The sequence below is a fragment of the Roseomonas sp. KE2513 genome, from assembly GCF_016107305.1.
Lineage (GTDB): Bacteria > Pseudomonadota > Alphaproteobacteria > Acetobacterales > Acetobacteraceae > Roseomonas.
In genome coordinates this window covers 1-233 of record NZ_RCVR01000218.1, presented here as the reverse complement: position 1 = coordinate 233, position 233 = coordinate 1, and the positions used below count along the sequence as shown (strand labels likewise).

At 71.2% G+C, this 233-nt stretch carries 1 protein-coding gene; it reads right to left on the bottom strand.

What is annotated here, in order from left to right; translation table 11 throughout:
- Window positions 1-233, bottom strand: a 233-nt coding sequence (gene tnpB / locus D9599_RS31010) for an IS66 family insertion sequence element accessory protein TnpB (protein ID WP_198385174.1), incomplete at both ends; no start/stop codon positions are given.

Here is a 233-nt window from a genome sequence, read left to right as displayed (position 1 = left end):
CCCATCCGCGTCCAGTCGATGCCGTCGAACAGGGCCGCGAACTCCACCGGCGTCAGCCGCATGACCCCGTCCACCACCGGTGGCCAGCGGAACGTCCCGCCCTCGAGCTGCTTCCACACCAGCACCAGCCCGCTCGCATCCCAGACCAGGATCTTGATCCGGTCCGCCCGGCGCGACCGGAACACCAGGACGGCGCCCGAGAACGGGTCCTGCCCCAGCATCTCCGCGGCCAG